The organism is Dongia sp., assembly GCF_041905885.1.
Taxonomy (GTDB): Bacteria; Pseudomonadota; Alphaproteobacteria; order Dongiales; family Dongiaceae; genus Dongia.
The window spans coordinates 1-19,038 of the sequence record NZ_JAYRKD010000036.1 but is presented as its reverse complement, the minus strand read 5'-3'; the positions used below and the strand labels follow the sequence as shown (position 1 = coordinate 19,038).

Annotated in this window: 9 protein-coding genes; 7 read left to right on the top strand and 2 right to left on the bottom strand. The window is 64.6% G+C overall.

The window, feature by feature from the left end; all coding sequences use genetic code 11:
• Positions 1–106: 106 nt before the first annotated feature.
• A complete protein-coding gene (locus ACH2CY_RS25295) occupies positions 107–3,724 on the bottom strand; it encodes an AAA family ATPase (protein ID WP_395022619.1) in 3,618 nt (1,205 codons plus the stop codon).
• Between the two features lie 416 nt (positions 3,725–4,140).
• On the opposite strand from ACH2CY_RS25295, the gene ACH2CY_RS25290 reads away from it, so the two are divergent.
• The 6 genes from ACH2CY_RS25290 to ACH2CY_RS25265 all read left to right on the top strand — a co-directional run bounded on the left by ACH2CY_RS25290 (position 4,141) and on the right by ACH2CY_RS25265 (position 11,580).
• The gene (locus tag ACH2CY_RS25290; RefSeq protein WP_395022618.1) at positions 4,141–5,034 is read left to right on the top strand and encodes a conjugal transfer protein TraD; all 894 of its coding nucleotides are present in this window, start codon (positions 4,141–4,143) and stop codon (positions 5,032–5,034) included.
• A gap of 146 nt (positions 5,035–5,180) precedes the next feature.
• Complete coding sequence (locus ACH2CY_RS25285; RefSeq protein WP_395022617.1) at positions 5,181–5,576, top strand: hypothetical protein; 396 nt, start codon at positions 5,181–5,183, stop codon at positions 5,574–5,576.
• Positions 5,577–5,578: 2 nt separating this feature from the next.
• Positions 5,579–6,514 (top strand): DUF5131 family protein, encoded by a 936-nt coding sequence (locus tag ACH2CY_RS25280; RefSeq protein WP_395022616.1) that lies wholly within the window; start codon positions 5,579–5,581, stop codon positions 6,512–6,514.
• Positions 6,511–7,185, top strand: a complete 675-nt coding sequence (locus tag ACH2CY_RS25275; protein WP_395022615.1) for a hypothetical protein — start codon at positions 6,511–6,513, stop codon at positions 7,183–7,185. Before ACH2CY_RS25280 ends, ACH2CY_RS25275 begins: the two co-directional genes overlap by 4 nt.
• A 603-nt stretch (positions 7,186–7,788) precedes the next feature.
• The gene (locus ACH2CY_RS25270) at positions 7,789–9,939 is read left to right on the top strand and encodes a type I secretion system permease/ATPase (RefSeq protein WP_395022614.1); all 2,151 of its coding nucleotides are present in this window, start codon (positions 7,789–7,791) and stop codon (positions 9,937–9,939) included.
• Positions 9,940–10,113: 174 nt separating this feature from the next.
• Complete coding sequence (locus ACH2CY_RS25265; protein WP_395022613.1) at positions 10,114–11,580, top strand: HlyD family type I secretion periplasmic adaptor subunit; 1,467 nt, start codon at positions 10,114–10,116, stop codon at positions 11,578–11,580.
• A gap of 415 nt (positions 11,581–11,995) precedes the next feature.
• Here ACH2CY_RS25265 and ACH2CY_RS25260 read toward each other — a convergent pair whose 3' ends face one another.
• The gene (locus ACH2CY_RS25260; protein ID WP_395022611.1) at positions 11,996–12,577 is read right to left on the bottom strand and encodes a hypothetical protein; all 582 of its coding nucleotides are present in this window, start codon (positions 12,575–12,577) and stop codon (positions 11,996–11,998) included.
• Here ACH2CY_RS25260 and ACH2CY_RS25255 point away from each other — a divergent pair.
• Positions 12,542–19,038: beta strand repeat-containing protein (locus ACH2CY_RS25255; protein WP_395022610.1), on the top strand; the 6,497-nt coding region annotated here is incomplete at its 3' end. The genes ACH2CY_RS25260 and ACH2CY_RS25255 overlap by 36 nt on opposite strands.

The window sequence follows — 19,038 nt, the reverse complement described above, 5'->3', positions numbered from 1 at the left end:
GTATTCATCCAGCTCGATTGCTTGCTGACTTGCTATCGAGCGTGGGGTGACTGAGCGGCTTGGGAAGAAAGGGCGGTGGCTGCCCCACAGTAATGCGGACCGGCGCTTAGAGCGCCGGTCCGTCGTCCCGTTTGCGCGGCGGCGGGTTGGTCCTGGACGCCCGCGGCGGCAACGGCTCGTCCTTCGGCAGCGTTGGCGCAGGCCGCTGCGGAGGTGGTGTCGGCGCTGCCGGCTTCGGAGTTACCACGGGCGGAACATGCCGCGGGACCGCCGGCGTTTGCGGCGGCGGGGCAACGACGGCGGGCGCAGGCCGCTGCGGAGGTGGTGTCGGCGCTGCCGGCTTGGGAATCGCCACTGGCGGAACCTGCCGGGGGACCGGTGGCACCGGCCGCGGCGGCGCAACGACCGTGGGCGCAGGCCGCTGCGGAGGTAATGTCGGCGCTGCCGGGTGGGAAGGCGCTACTGGTGGCAGGTGCCGCGGGAGCGGCGGCATCTGCCGCGGCGACGGCGGAACGACCGTGGGCGCACGCCGCTGCGGCTGCGCCGGGGTCGGCGCGTTGGCCGGCGTGGCGTTCCGGCCGGCCGTGTTCTGCCGGGCGTTCGCCATCGCCTGGCGCCGCGCCCGTGCCGAAACAAATCCCAAGACGTCGGCCAGGACCGAGCCATGGACGGGATCGTTGCGGCGGAGATGGAATCGGCCGTGGGCCTGCCGCGGAACCGGGTTGAGCGTGCGTAGCGTCCGAAACTCGCGGCTGGTCCGCGCCTGACGGAGCGTGCCATCGGCGTTCCGCCGCTTCAGCAAGCTCGCGAAGCGCACGAAGTGCCGGGCGACGACCAGATCGGAGAGGAGATCCGCCTTGGCCATCACGTTGTTGATCCGCTTGGCGATCACGTCCAGCTGGTTCTCGATCGCCCGCAGAACATGGTGATCGAGTTGCCGGAGCCGGCGCAGGATCGCGAACCAGGCGCCGTATTCCAGTTTCTCGATGTTGACCACGAGATCGCGGACGTCGATTTCGCCTTTGGCGGGAACGAGTTCCGGGTCGGGCCTGCGGACGAGACCGTTGTTCCTCGAGATGCAGTCTTTGAGACATCGCGGGTCGCGGTAACCGGTCTCGGGCAGAATTCCGCGATCAAGCGCCGCCTCATTGGCGCCTTTGAAATGCGCGTGGATCGGGGAGTAGGGGCTCGCGGCTTTGGCCGCCTTCTTGAGGGCGGAGTAGTCGGCAGCGAAGCGGCGGTACGGCGCGAATTGCCAATGATCGACGAGGCCGTCCGGAGCGGAATCGCCGGCATCGACTTGCCTGGGCGCTCCTTGATCCTGGACCGCCTTGATCGTTGCCTTCGGGAATAGCAGGCCGGCTTCGTCGCGGGTCGCGTAGGTCAGCGAGGCCTCGCTGCCGTCGCCGCGGGACATCTGCCGACCGAGCTGGCCAAGATCGCGGGCCAGGGTCTTGGGCACGAAGAGATCGAATCCCATACGGTGCCGTGTGAGAGCGACGTAGGCCGATCGCCTGGACCACGCCGTCACGTGGTCGTAGAGGGCGTAGGTCCTAGGAAGCGTCTGTCCCTGACCGCGGTAGACCGTGCCGGCGTAACCCAGGCCCCAGCCCGTAAATGATGTCGGGTCGAATACGATCGTCGCCCCCGCATCGGTCTCGACCACGATCTCGTCCGCCGCCATGGAAACGACCTTGCCGGCCGCTCCGTTCATGATGCCGAGCTTCTTGTCGGTCTCGTGGAACTGGACCCGGTCCTCGAGAAAGAGCTTGATCTTTCCGCGCACGCAGTCGAATTCCAGGAAATCCAGCCGGTCGGGGAAGGTGGCTGCCTGGAGGCGGTCGTTGACCTTGTTCGCCGCCGCGTTGGTGGCGACATAGACGAAGCGGGGGGCCTTGGGAGCGGCAATCCGATCCTCGTCCCATCGCGTGACAAGATGGTCGGTGGCTCCATCAGGATCGTCCGCCCAGTGGATCCTGTCCCGGGCCGCATAGGCTTCCAGTGCCTCGGGGATCCGGCCTTCGGAGAGCGCCAGGGTCGCTTCCTTAGCCCAGCCCTCATGCTGGCGCCGGACGTCCTTGAGCTCGACGGCCCCGAGTTGCTGCTTCAGGATCGCGAACATCCCGCCGCGCTCGACCGAGGTCAGCTGCTCCTCGTCGCCGACGAGGATGAGCTTGGCGCCGGTGGCAGCAGCGGTCTTGACGAGCCACTCCATCATTCCGGAATCGATCATGCCGGCTTCGTCCACGATCACGACGGTGTTGGCGTTCCAGAGGAGAGTGTTGCGACGCGGGTGTTCCAGCCGATACCGCTCCGAGTGGAGGGTGTTGGCGTAGGCGAACCCCTCCGTCCGCATCGTGTCTACGACCTTGTTGGTGGGAGCGAGACCGACGACCCGGAAGCCGGCGGCCTCGTAGGTGGCCTTGGCGCCCTTGATGACGTGCGACTTGCCGGCGCCGGCGATGCCCCGGCAGATCGCGATCCGTCCGGAGAGCAGCAGGTGCTCATAGGCCACCCTTTGCTCCCCGGAGAAGGTCATGGTCTCGATCCTTCCGGGCATGTCGGCGCGCATCCTGGCCAGCTGGCGCTGGGTCGGTTTGCGCCCGAGGAGCGTCCTCGCTGTTTCCAGGATCAGCCGTTCCTGGTTCCGCGCCGCGTTGGTCGTATAGAGATTGAGTGCCTTGCCGGACTCGGGGTCGTAGAGGGGAATGACATCCGGATCGGCGATCGCCCGGTCGATCAGATCGGAAGCCTCCTGGCCGAGGATGTGGTGCGCCTTCAAGTACCATCGGAGCCACTTGCGGGTGAAGGTGGCGCGGTTCTTGATCGTGTCGGCGAGCAGATTCTTGGGATCGAGGATGCGTTCGCGCGCCGCCGCGCGGGTGATCTCGTCGTTCTCCACCCGGACGCTGTCGGGAATGAAGCGGGCGTCGCCCCAGTGCACGCCGCCGCCCTCGATGAAGGCGTCGACCACCAGCGGAATGCCCCGGTGCCGGAAGAAGCGGTTCTGGAAATCCCGCCACTGGCCCTGAAGATCCTGCGACTCGACATAGACCTGCAAGCCTCCGGAATTGAAGAACTTCGGATCGAGGTAGGTCGCCTTGTTACCGAAACCCTTCTCGTCGAGGGTCCGGGTCGACACGAGCAGATGGGCGTGATGGTTGCCCTTCTCGGGATCGTCGGCATCGTGAATAACCGCCATCACGGCGACGCCGGGATAGGCATGCTTCACCCATTCGCGAACCAGATCGCGGCGCTCGTCGTCGGTCAGTTCCTTGGGCAGGGCGAGGATGACGTGCTTGGCGAGCGTCGCCTTCTTCTTGGCCCGCGGAAATCCTGTTTCGCTGTCCATGGTCATCTCGGCCGCTTCGACCTCCTTCCACAGGGTCAAGGGATCGTTGAACCGCTTCGGGGCGCCGGGCGGCAGGATGACCATGGGGCGGCCGATGATGTCGCTCTTGCGCCGCTTCTTCCTGGGCTTCTTCTCCTTGGGCTTGCCGGTCTTGCGTTTGCGCTTCTTCTTGTCCTCGGCCTTGATCGCGGCGGCGGCGGCTTCCAGGGCTGCGGCTTCCCGCGCCTGCTTCACCTCTTCGGGCAGGAAGTTATAGGTCTCCCCGGTCAGGTGGCTGGTCCACCGCTCGCGGCAGATATAGGCGGCAGCACCGACGGCGCTTTGGCCGCGCGCGGTCGACAACACGTCAACCTGGATATGGACGATAGCCATTTCTGAGACTCCTCTGTCATGGCGCGGGAGACGGGAAATCCGCCTCCTCGGGAGTCCCAGATAGAAGCGTCAGGCATCCGCGGCCGGAAATTGCTCGGCTGTCCTTCATTCCGGCCCGCCGCAATCCCGGAATTTGCACTCTGCGCAAATTCCATATTGCGCTCTCTCGTCAGCCGGCGGCTGACGCTCGTTACCGGCAAAGCCGGTCATCGCTCTTTTGAGGAAGGTTGGTCGAGGGCGGGATCGACGGTTCCTCGCGCGCGCGGGGCGCCGGGGCCGGGTGCGGGGCTTCCTGAAATCGGGACGCGGACTTCGAATGAGATTCAGGAATTTGTTTCGATCGGTGGCGAGCGGGTCAGCACAAGACCATCTCTCAGGATGACCGATAGCAGATGAACCGAACACTGGAGACGACGATGAACAAGATTGGGAAGTTCGACCGGGAGATCCTTGAATCGGTAAAACGGGAGCAGACCGCCGTGGGCGAGCTCCAGGATTCTGTCATCCGGTTGGTGCTCAGGGGCGGGCGCCAGGCTGCGTTCCAGGATGCGCGGAGCGAGCGCACGGGTCGCCTCTGGCGCCTGGGGCTGCTGGGGGAGACCGCCTGCATCCTGGACGAAAATCCGGAAGTGCTGCTCGGTGCCTTGCGGGCGGCGTCGGATTTCAAGACGAACCTGACCTGGCAGCGGAAATGGGCCGCGGAGGGACGAAAGCTGGGGGGCCGGGCTCTTCAGGCGGCGAACGCGAAAGTCGAGCCGGCGGCCAGGAAACGGATCAAGTCGCTGGAGGAGATGAAGGCGAGGGCGGCGCTCGATCGGAAGCGCATCGAGTTTGGCGGCATCGTCGTCAAGGCCGGGCTGGCAGATTGGGACCACGATGTCCTGCTGGGAGTCTTCAGCACCATCGCGCGCCATCGCCATGACGCCGGACGAGCCCAGCGGTGGAGCGAGGCAGGCGTCGCGGCAGCCGCGAAGCCGGGACCGGCAAAGACCAAGGCCGGGAAAACCGGGAGCCGGCGGCGCCGGGTCGAGATCCGATATCCCGCGGCGATCCCGCCGGAACTCGCGCTGGAGCTCCACGCGCTGGGGCTGGAGTTCAACCGGCGGACCGCGATCTGGCGCGGCTTCGTCAGCATGCCGGTCGCCCGGCGCTTCGCCGCCAGGGCCGGCGGAACCGCGACGGCCAAGCCCAAGACCGCAGGCAAGACGCGCAAGTCGGCCGCGCGCAAGAATTCCGGAAATCGAGGTGCTCGTTCGCCGCGAGATGCCAACATCAAGTCTGAGAGGACGAACATGGAGCGGAAATCGTGAGATCGAATCAAGGCGGGAAGACAAAGGCGAAGACGGCGCCCGGTTCTGCAGATCCAGGCAGTCCCGCTCCCGACGGCGTCGCCCATTCCCGGCAGAAGCCGGCAGCCGCGGCGGCAAGCCAATCCGTCCAGCGGACCGAGCCGCTCATGTTCCGGGTTCGCCCGGACCTCGCGATCGCGATCCGGCGGACCGCTGTCGAGCAAGGCATCTCGGTCCAGAGCCTGATCCTGTTGGCGCTGCGCGATGCCGGGCTTCCAGTGCTCGACGCCGACGTCGAGGATTTGCGGAAGGGCGGTAGCAGGAAGCGTCAGGCCGCGGCGCCGCTTCTGGAATCCTGGCCCACCGCCGCCCGCGCCGCGGCGAACTCCCTGCCGCCGGCAGCAATCGATGATGTCCTCGTCGACCGCCTCGCAGCGCTTCTGGCGCGTGTCGCGCCGGCTGCCCCGACCCAGCACGTCGAGATCACGAATTGCTGCTGCCGGCACGTGCCGGCGGCAGAGGAACCCCTGACCCCAAACCCCAAGACGATGAAAAGGAACTAGTCATGGCGTCGAAGAACACGAACATTGAGTGGACGGACGATACGTGGAACGTGGTCGCAGGGTGCTCCCTTGCGAGCCCCGGTTGCACCAACTGCTATGCGATGGGCTACGCCCATCGCAGGCTCTCACATCTGCTGAAGTACGACCGCACGACCGATGCCGTGAACGACAACGCGGTCTGGACGGGCGTTGTGCGTCTCTGGGCGCCGGCGCTCCGGGAACCGTTCACATGGCGCAAGCCGCGCAAGATCTTCGTCAACTCGATGTCCGATCTGTTCCACGAGAAGCTCTCGGACCGGGAAATCGCGATGGTGTGGGCGGTCATGGCGCTGACCGGCTGGCACACGTACCAGGTTCTCACGAAGCGAGCGGAGCGGATGCGGCAGTGGCTCAACGACCCGGCGACGCCGGGCCTGGTCCTCGCGGAGATGCGGCAGTACGACCTGACCGCCAGCCTCGCCTGGCCGCTGGAGAATGTCTGGGTTGGTGTCTCGGTCGAAGACCAGGAGCGAGCTTGCGAGCGGATTCCGCTGCTCCTGGCCTCCCAGGCCGCTACGCGATTCATCTCGGCGGAGCCCCTCCTGGAGGCGGTGAACCTTCGGGCCGCGCTGGACTATCTCGGTGGCGGCACGCTCAAGGAGTTGGGGCTTGACTGGGTCATCGTCGGGGGCGAGTCCGGACCCAAGGCGCGGCCGATGCATCCGGATTGGGCGAGGCAGCTTCGGGACGAGTGCGCGCAGGAGGGGATCGCGTTCTTCTTCAAGCAGCGCGGGGCCTGGTGCTGGGAGACCACCCGCAAGCGTGCGGAAACCATTGGGCTGCTGCCGAGCGGCAAGCGTGTTCCGGTCGAGGAGACGGGTGCCACGACGCTGAGGTGGGTCGGGGCCAACGCTTCCGACAGCCTGCTCGACGGCTGTGCGCATCTGGCGTTTCCGTGACGCGGCAGGATCCATCGGCTTCAGGCGCCCTGCCGTCTCTCGCTGACGGCATCCCGGACAACGCCGTCGCCGAGCGAAAGCGCACGCGGGAAATCCTGGAGCGTCTGTCGCTGCAGAGTTCTTGCGGCCGGAGCGTCGCCGTCAGCCGGCAGGCCAAGGCTATCCTGGAGCCGCATCCCGACCTCGTGCTCGTCCTTAGCGAAGCTCTGAGCAAGGTTCACCTGCGTCGCGGTTGGATGGACTTCGAGATCGATCTCGGCCGGCGGGTAGGCTGGGAGAATTATGTCCCGACAAAGCGTGCCGGCTTGGATGATGAGATATCGTTTGTCATGCGCCGTGGTCATCTGGGTGCAAGTCGCGTCGAGGTGAACGAATTGTGCGCATTGGAGCCGACTGCCAAGGTCACACTCGTCATTGATGGCGGCTGGCCCAAGAAGCATGTGATTCCGCACCTGGTTACGGCGTGGATCGGTGGCCTTCGGCCGCCCGAGCCATGGGAGGCGCGTCTTTCGGCGCGGGATACCATTCGCGCCCTGGAGTTCTGGTCAGGTCATGCCTTCGATAACCAGCCCGACGCGCAGGAAGGGAGGCCCTTCAGGTCTACGTTTCGTGAAGTCATCAGGGAGGCCAAAGTGACGCTGGCTTGCCAGAAGATTTTTCGTCGCAATTAGATAAGGTTGGCCCGGGCTCGAGGTCACCGTTCTGCACATTGTGCGGATTCGTTTTGGCAGGGTAGAAAAGCCGCACAGCGGCATCGGTCAGGTGACGCCGATTCTGTTGCACAAGCCCGTTGGCGCATCCAGCCCGTGAACGGGCCATCACCAAAGCTAAGACGCAAGCTCCACTTCGCTTGCGTCTTCGAGCAAGGGCAGATCGAGACCTTCGATCTCCTGCAGTGCCTTGCCGGCGATGCCCTGGAGGTCGCCGTACATCCCCACTGTTGAGTCGGAAGGTTCAGTCTTCCTGCATTTGGCGATATTCAGCGGGACATATGTCCCTATGCATTTCTCATCGAGTCAGGAGAAGAGCGCAAGCGCGCCGCAAAAAAACGCGTGTTCTGCAAGCGTCTGCAAGCGAGCGGCTGCCGTCCTAAGAAGAAATTCTCCTATCGCCCGAATCGTCCCGCGCGCTTTCAACTTATCCACACCAAATTCGTCGCGCCACGATGTTGCCCTTTGACGTTCGCTGCAACCCGCAGTTAGCGTGCAACTGGAGGCAGCGAAACACTTCGATACGGGATCGAAGTCGCTGCTGGGGCGTGGGCGACGAATACAATGAGCGGGGCGACTGCTGCAGAGCAGGGCGTCGACACTGGACTGACATGTCTGGTGCTGATGCTGCGATATATCGGGGTTCCGGCGGATCCGGCGCAGCTCCGGCATCGCTTCGGCAATGCCGCAGAGCGTGTATCGGCCACCGATATCCTGCGCATATCCAAGGAGTTGCAGCTTAGATCACGGGTTGTAAACTCGAATTGGGCCCGGCTTGCCAAGTCGCCGCTCCCTGCCATCGCCGCCACCAGAGAGGGCGGCTTTTTTATTGTCGCCAAGGTCACGCAAGACAAAGCTCTGATACACGATCCGGTCGAGAACCGGCCGGTGACCATGTCCCGCGCCGAGCTCGAGGCCGCGTGGAATGGGAAACTGATCTTCATCGCCAAGCGCGCAAGCCTCGCCGAAGCCGTGCGCAAATTCGACCTCGCCTGGTTCATTCCCGCGATCCTCAAGTACAAGCGAATCCTCATCGAAGTGCTGGTCGCCTCCTTCGCGCTGCAGCTCTTTGGCCTGGTCTCGCCGCTGTTCTTCCAGGTGATCATCGACAAGGTTCTGGTGCATCGCGGCCTGACCACGCTCGACGTGCTGGTGATCGGGCTTGCTGTGATAACCCTGTTCGAGGTGCTGCTCGGCGGCTTGCGCACCTATATCTTCGCCCACACCACCAACCGGGTGGATGTCGAGCTCGGCGCGAAGCTGTTCCGGCATCTGCTGGCGCTGCCCTTGGCCTATTTCCAGGCCCGGCGAGTCGGTGATTCGGTGGCGCGGGTGCGGGAGTTGGAGAACATCCGGAGCTTCCTGACCGGCAATGCGCTGACCCTGGTGATCGACCTGGTCTTCACCGGCGTGTTCCTTGCCGTGATGTGGCTTTACAGCCCGACCCTCACCTTGATCGTGATGGCGGCGATCCCGGCCTATGTGGCGCTGTCGCTGGTCGTCACCCCGATCTTCAAGCGGCGCCTGGATGAGAAGTTCGCGCGCGGCGCCGAGAACCAGGCCTTCCTGGTGGAATCGGTGACCGGCATCGAGACCCTGAAGGCGCTGGCGGTCGAGCCGCGCATGCAAAGGAAATGGGAGGAGCAGCTCGCGGGCTATGTCGCCTCGGCCTTCCGGGTGACGCGGCTTGGGAACGTGGGCTCGCAGGCCGCGGCGCTGATCAACAAGGCGACCATCCTGCTCTGCCTCTATTTCGGGGCCAAGGCGGTGCTGCAGGGCGACCTCACCGTGGGCGCGCTGGTCGCCTTCAACATGCTGGCCAACCAGGTGCATGGGCCGGTGCTGCGGCTCGCCCAGATGTGGCAGGAATTCCAGCAGGTGCGGATCTCGGCCGCGCGGCTGGGCGACATCCTCAACAACCCGGCCGAGCCGAGCCACCGCCTGGACAAGGCGGCGCCGGGCCGGGTCACCGGCAAGGTCGGCTTCGACCATGTGACCTTCCGCTATCGCCCGGACGGCCAGGAGGTGCTGGCCGACGTCACCCTGGAAATCCCGGCCGGGCAGATGGTCGGCATCGTCGGCCCCTCGGGTTCCGGCAAGAGCACCCTAACCAAGCTGGTGCAAAGGCTCTACGTGCCGGAGCGGGGAAGGGTCACGGTCGACGGCATCGATCTCTCCCTGGTCGATCCCGCCTGGCTGCGGCGGCAGGTCGGCGTGGTCCTGCAGGAGAATGTGCTGTTCTCCGGCACGGTGCGGGAGAATATCGCGCTGACCGATCCCGGCATGCCGATGGAACGGGTGGTGCAGGCGGCGAAGCTCGCCGGCGCGCATGAGTTCATTCTCGGCCTGCCCGAGGGTTACGATGCGGTGATCGGCGAGCGCGGCAACAGCCTCTCCGGCGGCCAGCGCCAGCGTATCGCCATCGCCCGGGCGCTGATCAACGATCCCCGGATCCTGATCTTCGACGAGGCGACCTCGGCGCTGGATTATGAATCCGAGCGGATCATCCAGGACAACATGCGGGCAATCGCCAGGAACCGGACGGTGCTGATCATCGCCCACCGGCTCTCGACCGTGCGGATGGCGGACCGGATCATCACCGTCGAAGGCGGCCGCGTGGTCGAGGACGGCACCCATGATGAACTTCTCGGCCGCGGTGGGCGTTACGCCAAGCTGCACCAGTACCAGGCGGGGGCGGTCCATGCGGCGCAGTAGGCTGTGGATGGACCCGTCGACCCCTCACCCTAGCCCTCCCCCGCAGGGGGAGAGGGGAATGTTTGCCGCGCGCCGCGCGGGGAGAAGCCGTCACGTACAGCAGCGACAAGAATCCCCCTCTCCCCTTGAGGGAGAGGGCTGGGGTGAGGGGTCGATGGCTGGAGCGGGTTTCGCATGACCGCCACGGCAAACACCGCCCAGAACGTCGTGGCCCTCCCCGTCGCCGTGGCCATTGGTCCGGCGAAGAAGCAGCGCGGCCGGCATTACGAGCTGGAATTCCTGCCCGCGGCGGTCGAGATCCTGGAGACGCCGGCCTCGCCGCTCGGGCGGTCGATCGCGCTCGCCATCGCACTGTTCGCGGCGATCGCCATCCTCTGGGCCTGTGTCGGCGAGATCGACATCGTCGCGGTGGCGCAAGGGCGTATCGTGCCGACCGGCCGCACCAAGACCGTGCAGGCCCCGGCGCTCAATCCGGGCGAGAGCGGCGTCGTGAAGACGATCGCGGTGGAAGAGGGCCAGCACGTGACCCAGGGCCAGGTGCTGATCGAGCTGGACGCGACCGAGAGCGGCGCCGACCGGGTGAAGGTCGCGCAGCAACTGGCGCAGACCCGGCTCGACATCGCGCGGCTGCGCGCGGTGCTGGACCTGCCCGGCGGCGAGTTGATCGACAATCCGCCGGCAGGGACCGATCCATTGATGCTGCTGCTGGCGCAGTCGCTGAAGCGCAGCCAGCTCGCCGGCGAGGCGGAGAAGCTGGCCAGCTTCGACCGCGAGATTGACCGCCAGCAGGCGGAGATCCGCGCCAGCCAGAACGAGATCCGCAAATACGACCAGATCCTGCCGCTGGCGCAGGAGCGGGTCGATGCCAAGAAGTCGCTGCTCGACAAGGGCCTCACCCCGCGGATGGAGATGCTGCAGCTGCAGCAGCAGCTGATCGAGATGCAGCGCGACCGCGACGCGGCCCTGGCGCATCTCTCGGAAGCCAAAGCGCAGATCGCCTCGATCCAACGCCAGAAAGCCCAGGCGGAGGAGGAGTTCAAGCGCGACCGTCTGAAAGAGCTGGCCGACGCCGAGACCCAGGCGAGCGCCCTCGACCAGGAGCTCCGGAAGGCCGAGGAGCGCCAGCGCTTGAAGACTATCACGGCGCCGGTCAGTGGCACGGTGCAGCAGCTTGCCATCCACACCGTCGGCGGCATGCTGCAGCCCGGCCAGGCGCTGATGGCGATCGTGCCGGACGAGAGCGGCATCGAGATCGAAGCGATGATCCAGAACCAGGACATAGGCTTCGTCGCCGAAGGCCAGGAAGCCGTGATCAAGCTCGACGCGTTTCCGTTCACGCGGTACGGGACGGTGCCGGGGAAGATCAAGATCGTGTCGGAGGATTCCGTCGGTGGCGGCGCAACGCAGCAGGACAGCCTGCATTCCGAAGCGGGGAGCGCGAGGGAAGGGTCATCAAACCAACTCCTCTACGCCGCACGCGTGACGCTCGACAGAACGACGATGAACGTCGATGGGAAGGAAGTGAACCTGACGCCCGGCATGGCGGCGACGGTGGAGATCAAGACGGGAAAACGGAAGCTTATCGAGTTCCTGCTGTCACCGCTGATGCGCATGACGGACGAGGCGGGGCGAGAGCGGTGAGCTTTCATGCCCAATCGATATTCGCAACTGCTACGCAGGAGGAGAGGCGGCGATGACGTTGGAATTGATTCAGGCTACCAACATTCTAATTCTATTTTCGGTTGTTTACATTGGGTATCGACTTAAGTCTATTGAGAGTCTTCTCAAAAACTGGGATCGATGAGAGTCAGCCGTCAATTCAAGTCTATAATGAGGAAGACCGATGTCCATAACGTCAGACCTGAAAGACAAAATTGACGCGCTTGAAGCACAGGCGCAGCAACTGGATGATGATTCAAGCCTTCATGGCTGGGCATCCTTCGGTTTCGGTGTTGGAGCGGTCGCTACAGTAGAGACAGGTGTCGGAGCTGTCATTCTGGGCGGAGCCGCAGTCGCTGAGCAGGGCATAAGCATGGCTCTGGCAGAAAAGGCGAAATCAGTTCGCAAAGAAGAAGAAAGACTGCAGCGAGTATTGGATGCAATTGAGAATGCCAAGAAGTTCGCTGAGACGGCGCCTGCTGGTGTTATACCTCATGGCTTTTTTGGTGGGAGCGGGGCGCCTATCAGAGATGATGACCTGGATCCGGATGCAACAAACCTGCATATCGATCCTGATGGTCTGATCAATATACCACCAGATTTCGACCCCGCGACTCCAGGCTTCCAAGCTTTTCCGGGAGGTGGCTCGAACGCCGCCAAGGAAGCGAAAAAGGCGGCAGATGCGCAGGCAATTGCGCGCGAGCGAGAATTCAACCGCGACCACCAGATGAGTGCCGAAGAACGCGACAAGGTGGCTGACAGAGCTAAGCAGAAGGATGGCGGTCCGAAGCCGAGCGATCGGACAACGAATCCCATCGTCCTCGACCTCAACGGCAACGGGGTCCAGATCGCACATCTTTCCCAATCGAACCAGTTCTTCGACACCGCCGGCGACGGCTATCAGCATCGCACGGCCTGGGCCGATGTCGGCGATGGCGTTCTGGTGTTCGATGCGCAGAACGACGGCAAGATCGATCAAAAGAACGAGATCGTCTTCACCGAGTGGGACAAGTCCGCGAAGAGCGACATGCAGGCGCTGCGCTCTGTGTTTGACACCAACCAGAACGGCAAGCTCGATTCCGGTGATGCGCAGTTCTCGCAGTTCAAGGTCTGGGTGACCAATGCCGATGGGACGCGGACGCTACAGACCCTGGCCGTGGCCGGCATTGCCTCGATCAACCTGATCGAGAACGAGGTGGAGATCACGCTGCCCGACGGGTCGAAGATCACCGGGCAGACCACCTACGACAAGGTCGGTGGCGGCACCGGCACGGCGGCGACGGTCAGCCTCGCGACCGAGGCCCAGGGCTATGCACTCGACCACTCGGAATCCGTCTCCGGGGCAGTCACGACCATCGACAACAAGGCGCGCAATGCCGACGGCAGCATCGCCAGCGAGACCAAGTCGGTCTACGATTCCGCAACCAAGATCGACACCACCTCGTTCGACAATGACGGCGACGGGATCTGGGACCGGGTGCAGACCACGGACCGCAGCGTTTCCGGGACGGTGACCATCACCAACCGGACGCTGGCCGGCGTGCTGATCGACAAGACCGAGACGGTGATCAGCGGCAGCACGACCACCATCAGCCGCGATCTGACCGGCCAGGGCTATTACGGCCAGGTCGAGACCCGGACCACCAATGCCGATACCAGCCTCTCGATCACCATCACCGATAAGAATGCGGACGGCTCCACGATCAGTGCGACCACGCGGACGACCAGCTTCGACAAGACCAGCGGCGAAATCCTCGGGCGGAGCGAGACGGTCGACCGCAACTTCGACGGCGTGATCGATTGGACCGTGACCGACAACACCGTCATCAACGGCGACAAGAGCCGGACCGAGACGGTGATCGACAAGGCCGGCTCGACCCTGCTCGGCGTTCAGGTCTCGAAGATCACCACGATCACCAGCGCGGACGGGCAGACCAAGACCATCACCGCGGATCTCGACGGCGACGGCGACACCGACCTGACCTCGGCGCAGGACATCACCTCGAGCACGGTCTCGGGCACGACGACCTCGCAGACCAAGATGTCGGATACCGCCGGCGACGGCACGACCCTGATCTCCAAGACCCAGCTCGACCAGACCGCCGACAGTCTCGGCAACGTCCAGACCGTCACCCAGGTCGATCGCGACGGCAACTCTATCTTCGACCTGAAGACCGACGACAAGACCACTGTTTCGACCGGCTACCGCACCCAGGTGGTGCAGACCATCGCCGGCGATGGCGTGACGCTGCTCGGCAAGACCACGACGGTCAAATACGACGACGGCCGGTCGCGTAACGTCCAGATCGACGCGAACGGTGACGGCAAGAACGACCAGACCGAGATCATCAGCATCGACGGCGCCGGAATCAGCACCGACACCGTGACGCGTCTGACCGCCCAGGGTACGACGATCACCCAGTCGATCACCACGACCAGCGCCGACGGCTTGTCGGTGACGATGCTGTCCGATGCGGATGGGAACGGGGTTTATGACAGCAAGGTCACCGACGTGACCGTCATCACCGCCGGGGTCAGCACGGTCGAGACCGTGACCACGACCAACAAGGACGGGACGCTGCGCGGGTCGCAGACCGTCACGCGCACCGCCGACGGGTTGAAGATCACGAGCGAGTCGGATCTCAACGGCGATACCTATGCCGACCTCACCACCAAGGACTTCACGGTCATCAATGCCGGTCACACGACCGACTACGAGGTCCGCACCATCTCGAACACCAACAAGGATGCGTCGCTGCGCAACCAGGTGGTGACCACCACCAGCCTCAACCAGCGCAATATCACGGTCCAGACCAACCTGGACGGCGACGCGACCTTCGATCAGGTCGAGACCATCGTCATCGAGAATGGCGGCGATACCGTCGATACGGTCTCGCATTATGCCGGCGGCACGGTCCTGAAGTATCAGACCGTGGTCACCACCACCGACGACAAGCTCTCGGTCACCGCCAAGGAGGATTGGAACGGCGACGGCAAGTTCGAGCTGACGACGACGGACGTGACGGTCCTGAATGCCGACGGAACCCGGACCGAGACCATCTCGAACAATGCGGGGGCGACACTCCTTAACCAGACCACCATCGCCACCAGCGCCAACGGCCTTTCCAAGACCACGAAGCTCGACCAGAACGGCGACCTCACGGTGGACGTGACGATGACCGATGTCACGGCCCTGAATGCCGATGGCAGCCGGACCGAGACCGTCCAGCGCAGCAATGCGGCCGGGCTGATCGACAAGAGCGTTGTCACGGTGAGCGGCAACAAGCTCTCGACCACGACGGAGCTCGACCAGAACGGCGACAACGCCGTCGACCTGACGCGGACCGACGTCACCGCGCTGCGCCTGGACGGCAGCCAGAGCCGGACGGTCACCGACAAGAACACCGATGGATCGCTGCGCCAGCAGACGACCACCCAGACCAGCGCCGACCGCAAGACCGTCAGCACGACGCGGGCCCTTGCGGGCAAGACGGTGCAGACCGAGACCGATGTGCTCCAGGCCACCGGCGAGATGGTGAATACGGTCGTGACCATGGCGGCGGCGACCGGGGCGGTCATCAGCACGGTGGTCTCGACCACCAGCGCCAACGGGCTGTCAAAGTCAGTCGAGTACCGGGATTCGACCGGCCAGGTCATCGACACCCAGAAGTCGGTGACAGTCCTCAATGCCGACGGCAGCAGGACCACGACCTTCACCGAGACCGGCGTCGCGACCGACCAGGTGACGACCACGTTCAGCGACGACGGCCTGACCCGCTCGACCGCGCTGTCGCTGACCAGCGCCATCGGAACGACGGCGCTCAACGCGATGGATGTGACCGAGCTCGCGGCCGACGGCAGCAGGACGCAGACGGTGACCGTCACCGGCGCGGCGGGTGCGCTGCTCGGAAAGACGGTCGGCTATACCAGCGACGACGGATTGATCTCCACCCTCGCCGTCGATGTGAACGGTGACGGGCGCAGCGACGTCGCCACGTCGAAGGTGATCGCGACCGACGGCAGCAGCACCGAGGTCCGGCTGCTGACCCAGGTCGCGACCGGCGCCTTGGTGCGGCAGGACGAGGTCACCACCAGTGCCGATGGGCGCACGACCGTCACGCGGACCGACAGTGACGGGATCGCCGGGTTCGATCGGACCGAGACCAGGTTGCGTAACGCGGATGGCAGCGTGACCACCACCATCACCGGAGACAGCGTCTTCAATGCGCCGGCCTACGGGCGGACCATCCTGGCGGCCAAGAATACGGAAGGCGGAACCACCGTCACGGCGAGCGATCTTGCGGCCGGGGGCGGGTTGATCGCCACGGCGACCACGACCATCAGTGCGAACGGCCTCGCGACGATCACCGGCTTCGATGCCGATGCCGACGGCGTCGTCGATCTGGTCGAAAGCGACGTCACCGTCCTGAAGAGCGACGGCAGCCAGGTCAGGACCGACAGCTTCACCTATGCCGGGGGAATCGTCGGCTCCAAGAACGAGACCGTCATGAGCGCCGACGGACTGACCACCACGCTCAATGTCGACAACGACGCCAATGGCATCCTGGACTTCAGCTACACCAAAGCCATGGCGCTTGACGGCAGCGCGGTGATCACGCGGACCTGGTTCGACAACGTCACCGGCACCCAGCTGGAGAAGCAGACCTCGACCATCAGCGTCGGCGGCCTGGTGACCACGGACAACAGCAAGGGCTTCACCGACGTCACCACCGAATATGCGGGTGCGGAGGGTTCCTACCAGTGGATCCGCAAGGTGAGCGGCGCGGGCGTGGGATCGGCGACGCATGTGATCGATGCGGCCGGGATCGACACCTGGAGCTGGAACATCAACAACACGACCGGCTGGGCCGGGACCACCGGCGACACGATCGTCACCGCATCCGGCTCGATCCGGATCGACCAGGCTTCGGCAGCCGAGGCCCAGGACCAGGCGTCCGCGATCTATGTCGGCCTGCTCGGCCGCAGCATGACGGCGGACGAGCAGCAGATGCTGGCGCAGTATATTTCCGGCAGCGTGCTCAATCGCACCCTGCTGGCCACCAACATCATCGCCTCGGCGGAGTTCACTTCCCGCTACGGGACGCTGACCGACGGCGCCTTCGTCAACGCGCTCTATCTCAATCTGTTCGGCGCGGAACCGTCGGCGGCCCAGCGCGCGGATTTCCTGGCCAAGCTGACGGCCGGGACGCTCAACCGGGCCGCGGTCGTCGTGGCGGTGGCCGAAAGCGCCGACAACGGCATCGTCTACCGTGACGGCATCTTCAACGGCGTCGGGCCGTCGGTCGTCTCCTATTCGAACGCGGATGCGGGCGTGACGGTGAATCTCGCGACGCCGGCGAACAATGCCGGTGCCGCGTCCGGCGACACCTACTTCAACATCCGGACCGTGATCGGATCGGGCTTCGACGACAAGCTGACCGGCGACAGCAGCGACAATACGCTGGTCGGCGGCGCGGGGGGCGATGCGCTGGACGGCGGCACCGGCAACGACACCGCTTCCTATGCGACCTCGAAATCGGGCGTTACGGCTAATCTGGCGACGCCCAGCGCGAATACCGGCGACGCCTACAAGGATACCTATACGGCGATCGATAACCTGGTCGGCACGTCATTCAACGATACGCTGACCGGCGACGGCAGCGCCAACATCCTGATCGGCGGTACCGGCGCGGATGCGCTGGATGGCGCCGGCGGCACGGACACGGCCTCTTATGCGACGGCCAGCGCCGCCGTTACCGTGAACTTGGCTTCGTCGGGTTACAACACCGGGGACGCGGCCGGCGATACCTACGCGAGTATCGAGAACCTGACCGGCTCGGCCTTCAACGACGTGCTGTCGGGGAACGGCAGCGCCAACGTGATCGACGGCGGCGCCGGCATCGACACGGCGGATTACTCCAAGGCGGCGTCCGCGGTCTATATCCGGAACGATGGGACGGCATCTTCCTGGGGCGAAGCCGCCGGCGACATGCTGGTCAATGTCGAGCGCATGATCGGCGGCGCCTACAACGACCAGATCCAGGGCGGCAGCGGCAACGACTTCCTGGATGGCGGTGCCAGCAACGACCGCTTGGAGGGCTTCAACGGCGACGACACCTATGTCGTCGATAATGTGAACGACTTCATCAACGAATATGCCAACTACGGCACGGACACGGTGCAGTCGTCGATCAACTGGACGCTGATCGTCAACCTGGAGAACCTGACGCTGACGGGGACGTCGGCGATCAACGGAACGGGCAACTCGGTCGATAACGTGATCACCGGCAACAGCGCGGCGAACACGCTGACCGGAGCGGCCGGGAACGACACGCTGGACGGCGGCGCCGGGAACGACACGCTGGTCGGCGGCACCGGCGACGACACCTACGTGGTGGACAATGCCGGCGACGTGGTGACGGAGAGCGCGAGCGAAGGCACCGACCTGGTGAAAAGCTCGGTCTCCTGGACCCTGGGCGCGAACCTGGAGAACCTCACGCTGACCGGGTCAAACGCGGTCGACGGAACAGGCAACAGCGGCTCGAACAGCCTGACCGGGAACACGGCTGCCAATACCCTGGATGGCGGCGCCGGCAGCGACATCCTCGATGGGGGAGCGGGCGCTGATACTCTGATCGGCGGAGACGGCAGCGACACCTACTACGTAGACGATGCCGGAGACGTCGTGGTTGAAACCGGTGCGGCCTCGACCCCCTATACGCCACCTTCGGGCTTTACGGTTGTGGGGACGGCGGATCTCAACGGTGACGGTCAGACCGATGTCCTGCTCTGGAACGCGACCACCAACGTGACCCAGCTGCAGGTCGTCAAGGACGGCGTCGGCGAGACCCCGATTTCGGTTCCCTATTGGGCCAACTGGACGGTCGTGGGCCTAGCCGATCTCGACGCCGATGGCGACAAGGACATCCTCTACAAATACAACACCTCGAACGAGCAAGAAGCCGTCTACCTGAACGGCACGACCGTCGTCTCGCAAGCCTATCTCGGCGTTGCCGGCAAGACCGTGGATTCACTCATTCCGGTCAACGGGCTCGGCAAGGACACGGTGGTCGCTTCGATCGATTATATGCTCGGGGCCAATCTCGAGAACCTGACCTTGACCGGGACCGGGTCGATCAACGGCACCGGCAACACCCTGGACAACGTCCTGACCGGGAACAGCGCCTCGAACACGCTGGCCGGTGGGGCGGGGAACGACACGCTGGACGGCGGGCTCGGCGCCGACACGCTGGCCGGTGGGGCGGGCAACGACACCTATCTCGTGGACCGCACCGACGATGTCATCGTCGAGAATGTCGGCGAGGGCACGGACCTGGTGCAGAGCGCCGCGAGCTACGCGCTCTCCGCCAATATCGAGAACCTGACCTTGACCGGAACGGCCGCGATCAACGGCACCGGCAACGCATCGGACAACACCAT